The 4,453-nt window shown below is 32.3% G+C and carries 5 protein-coding genes; all 5 read left to right on the plus strand.

The genetic code is table 11. The features are described from left to right. Positions 1-288: 288 nt before the first annotated feature. Entirely contained in the window at positions 289-726 is a 438-nt protein-coding gene (locus tag ACI3VO_RS07165; RefSeq protein ID WP_439757249.1) for a hypothetical protein, read from the plus strand. A 68-nt stretch (positions 727-794) separates the two neighbouring features. Next, on the plus strand, positions 795-1,742 hold the full coding sequence (locus ACI3VO_RS07170) for a hypothetical protein (protein WP_439757250.1): 948 nt from the start codon (positions 795-797) through the stop codon (positions 1,740-1,742). A 32-nt stretch (positions 1,743-1,774) separates the two neighbouring features. Beyond that, entirely contained in the window at positions 1,775-2,074 is a 300-nt protein-coding gene (locus tag ACI3VO_RS07175; RefSeq protein ID WP_439757251.1) for a hypothetical protein, read from the plus strand. Positions 2,075-2,193: 119 nt separating this feature from the next. Then, entirely contained in the window at positions 2,194-3,855 is a 1,662-nt protein-coding gene (locus ACI3VO_RS07180; protein ID WP_439757252.1) for a histidine kinase N-terminal 7TM domain-containing protein, read from the plus strand. Beyond that, on the plus strand, positions 3,855-4,453 hold a 599-nt coding region (locus ACI3VO_RS07185; RefSeq protein ID WP_439757253.1), incomplete at its 3' end, for a hypothetical protein. The genes ACI3VO_RS07180 and ACI3VO_RS07185, both read left to right, overlap by 1 nt.

Below are 4,453 nucleotides of genomic sequence, written 5' to 3' on the forward strand. Positions count from 1 at the left end.
AAATAAATGAAAATAGAATTATTGTTATCAGATATAGCACATATTTCAGAAAAATAGGAGTTGATAAATAGAAATACAGGAGGATATTTCAACATAACATATAATATTTAAAAATATCTAGTTGTATTTATAAAGAAATTTGCAACTAGATATTTTTATTAAAAAGTAGTTGACTTTTATAAAAAAAGAGACTAATATTTAATCAATAAAACTTAGTAACAAAAAAATACTAAGATAAAATACTATATTACAAAAGGATTTAAATATATTGAAAGGAGAACAATAACTATGATGAATCGCAATAAATCTACAACAGATAATAAAAAAGTTTATAATCAATGGGCTATTATGCTTGATGCTAGTGTGACAAATGGTGTTTGTTGGCAGATATCATTTCTATGTAAATATAAAGATACATATACAATCGAGGTTGGGACTACTACTTATGGTGGATGGGGATTCGGACCACCTTATTCTGTAAGAAGTACTAAGATTAATCCACGAGAAAAGATAACTTTAAGTGAAGTTAAATTTGCTTGTTGGTCAATTACACCAGAAATGTATGTACAAAAAATCGAAAAAATTTTAAATGCAGAAAAATCTAAAAATCTTGATAAGTATAATATATATAGTGAACCTCAATATGACTTTGGTGCTTTTGAATATCTAAGCTTGCCTGAGGAATTGATTCAAGAGCTAAAGCGTAAAAATAGAAAAAGAAATTAAATTGTTAGATATAATAAAGAATAATATAATAATTACATAATCACATTGAATCTGAAAGGAGGAGCATTATGTGGATAAAATTTAATAAAAAGAAAAGAAAAAATGTTTCGCAGATGACTAAAAAAACTGTAGAGGCAGAAAAATCTGAGAAGTTATCTGTATTTTCTTGCTGTGGCCCAATTTCAAAACAACTAGACAAAGATATCACTCAAATGGGAATATCAGAAGATTTTATAAAAAGACCATATATTTTGCCGATGATATATGGATACGATTCAGTAAATAAAGAATATTTTGCAGATGAACCTAGAGAAAGAAGTAGTGGATATGTGAAGCTTTTTTCGAGCCATGATGCAGAAGAATTTCGTTGGTATTTACTCAAGCTCATCGCAGAAAGATGGGGACAAAATTATGAGCTGACAAACCGCAAAAAATTGGAGAGTAAATGGAAGTTCGTAGAGGATAAAGTAGTTGATGGCAAGTGGATATATCGAACTAATCCTCATGCTAAATATAAAGCAGTTTATGATTCAAGGAAGGAATGGTGGGAAGTTGCCATTCAGTCGCTGGCTAAAGTTTATGATATTCGTGGAGAGCAGATGCAAAAATATATTGAATCGTGTTTAGATTTTCTGAAATTGATAGGTAATGACTGGGCAGAGATTCACTGGAAATTTGATGAAAAAAAGATGAAATTTATAGGAATTCCTTATCAGGATGAGGAGGATTTTGCACAGAATCTAGTCCCATTATTTGAGGTGACAGTAGATGATGCACCTTATGGTATAATACAGAAAATTTGCATTCATAAGCATAGTGGCATCCCATACTCTGTTTTATCGATTTTTCATGCTGGTTCAGTTATGCATTTGGAAGAGGAGAAATACGCGTCGATTGGATATTCTGCTGTTCAAAAACTGGCAGTGAAAGAGGGGACAGAGCAATCTCTGAAATATGAGAATATTAAAGCTAATAATTGGAAAAAACTGTGTCTTTATGATCAGGATGAGAAATGATAATAATCTGTTTTATAGGGAGGAATTTTGATATGAAAAAATTTAAAGAATTAAATACAATCAAGAAAATAATTGTAATATATATAGCCGTTTCAATTATTTTGGCTATTATTTTTCCTATTCTAAATAATATATTAGGAACTCAAGAATTTGTAAAGATTTTGGGGTATTTAACAGTGTTATTTGCTTATTTAATAATAGGTTTAATATTAGTAAGGGCATTAATTTATAGGATAAAAAATAAAGAAACTGGAAAGGCTTTATGTGGAATTTTATTTATTATAATTTTTATAGCGCTTTTTATAACAATGATGAGATTTTTAATATTATAAGCAAATGCGCAGTAATTACAAAAAAGCACTATCACAAAGTTGTTAAATATAATTACAATGGAAGTATAAGCTCATCATCAAGGTGAAGATAAATAAAAATACAGGGGGCAGGGGAAAATATGCAAAAGACACAAAAAAAATTAATCATGTATTCTATCGGTGTTTCACTACTTTTACTAATTGCATATCTTTGTAGATATAATACATTTATCCATACGAAAGATCCACTGAAGCTGATTCTACTTATTCTAATTCGCAATGTAATTCATATATCGTTAGTTATGGCATGGTGTGTGTCTTTGAATAGACGAATTATGAAAAAACAGATTCGTCAGATTCTAGTATCTGTCGGTGTGATGATGCTTTTTTGGTTGACTGTCCGTTTATGTAAATGGGAGTTTATAGGGAAAACAGACACTATGATAGGACGTTATTGTTGGTACTCATATTATATACCTATGATATTTATCCCGTTGCTTGGCGTTTTTGTTATAAGTTATATAGGAAAACCGGAGAATTACAAAACACCGAGCTGGATGAATTATCTGTTTATCCCTGCAGTTCTTTTGCTTCTTTGTATTTTTACTAATGACCTTCATCAGATGTTATTTTATTTTCCAGTGGGAAAAGATATCGATTATAATGTTTATGAATATGGAATCATTTATTTTATTACGATGGCATGGATAATTTTTCTCAGCATTTATTTTGTAGTGATGCTTTTGAAAAAAAGCCGTACACCGGGCAATAGTCCTTTGAAGAGTATGCCTTGTTTTGTTATAGCAGGGGCAATAGTATTTTGGGTGCTTTATGCTTGGATGAGAATAAAATGTGATGTAACAGCGATAGACTGTATAATTATAGTTTTGCTCATTGAAAGTGCAATTCAAAGTGGACTGATTCCTTCAAACAGCAACTATAAAGAGTTATTTACAATATCTACTGTGGCGGCACAAATTGTCGACGATAATTATAAACCTCGCTTCACATCTAGCTCATCACAACCTATTAGTGAGAAACTCATGAGAAGTGCGGAAATAGAGCCTGTTAAATATGATAATTCTATCCTCCACAGCAAAAGGATTTCGGGAGGACATGTTCTTTGGTGCGATGATATAAGTACAATCGTTGATTTACAGGAGGAGCTTCAGGAAATACAAGAACAGCTCAGTGAAAACAACGAGCTACTTAAAGCAGAGGTGGAGTTGAAAAAGCAAAAAATAAAGGCAGAGGAAAAGAGCAAGCTTTATGACCGTATCGCGAAGGAGGTTTCACCACAGCTTTCTAAAGTAAGAGAATATTTAAAGCAAGCAGATAATAAGCCTGAGATTGCCCAAAGCCTAATATCAAAAATCTGTGTGATGGGTGCATATATCAAACGCCGTGGCAATCTGCTTTTGTTAGGTGAGGAAGGCTATGAGATTTCGGCAAAGGAGCTAGAGTATTGTGTCAGAGAGTCTTTGGATAATCTGAACTTGTGTGATATTATAACTTCACTTGACAGCGATTGTGATGGAACTGTCCCATTGAAAAATGCAGTTGCTGTTTATGACCTTTATGAAAAAATTGTGGAAGCACTATTATATGATATGAATGCAATGCTTATAAGGTTGTCATGTAATACAGGCGATATCAGTCTTCGTATTCAGATTGGATGCAATCAGAAAATTGTAGAAGAAATCATTTCTGAGCTTGCACTTTCTGAAGGTATTATCGATTATGAAATACAGGACGAGGATGTTATGATAGATGTGTTTATTTCTAGAGGAGGTGAAGTATAATGAGTTTTTATGAGCTGAATCCAGAACCAAGAGCATTGATAATTACTACATTTTTTATTTTGATTTGTACTAGTATGTACTGTATTTCAATAGTTTATGGAAGAGATAAATTACTTCCTAAAATACTAGTGCCTTGCTGTAGTATATTGTGTTTAGCAGTAACAGCTCTCCTCGCTGCAATTTTCCGTGAAGGCTTAATTATGTCACCTTACAGTAAATGGATAATTGAAATACCCGTAGTTTTTCTACTTTTATTGATGCTTGCTATTGCTAGCTATCTTGCATTTATAATTATAAGAGAATATGATTATCGCAGTCATTCTATTACAAGCTCGTCAATCAAGGAGAGTATCGACCATTTGACAACGGGACTCTGCTTTGCCCGTCCTGATGGCGTGGTTGTACTTATGAATCATCGTATGGATGAGCTATGTTACCAGATTATTGGGACTGATCTGCAAAATGCAAATCTTTGTTGGGAGATATTATCTCATGGCAAGAATTTGCAAAATGTCGAGCGATTATCTGAAGGAAACCAGCCATCTTTTTGCTTGCCAGATGGAACTGTGTGGACGTTTAAAAAAGAAATATTAGATGG

This window comes from Intestinibacter sp., assembly GCF_051866655.1.
Lineage (GTDB): Bacteria > Bacillota > Clostridia > Peptostreptococcales > Peptostreptococcaceae > Intestinibacter.

Coding starts and splice junctions, on each gene's coding strand:
- ACI3VO_RS07165 (WP_439757249.1), top strand. CDS start 289: ATGATGAATCGCAATAAATCTACAACAGATAATAAAAAAGTTTATAAT.
- ACI3VO_RS07170 (WP_439757250.1), top strand. CDS start 795: ATGTGGATAAAATTTAATAAAAAGAAAAGAAAAAATGTTTCGCAGATG.
- ACI3VO_RS07175 (WP_439757251.1), top strand. CDS start 1,775: ATGAAAAAATTTAAAGAATTAAATACAATCAAGAAAATAATTGTAATA.
- ACI3VO_RS07180 (WP_439757252.1), top strand. CDS start 2,194: ATGCAAAAGACACAAAAAAAATTAATCATGTATTCTATCGGTGTTTCA.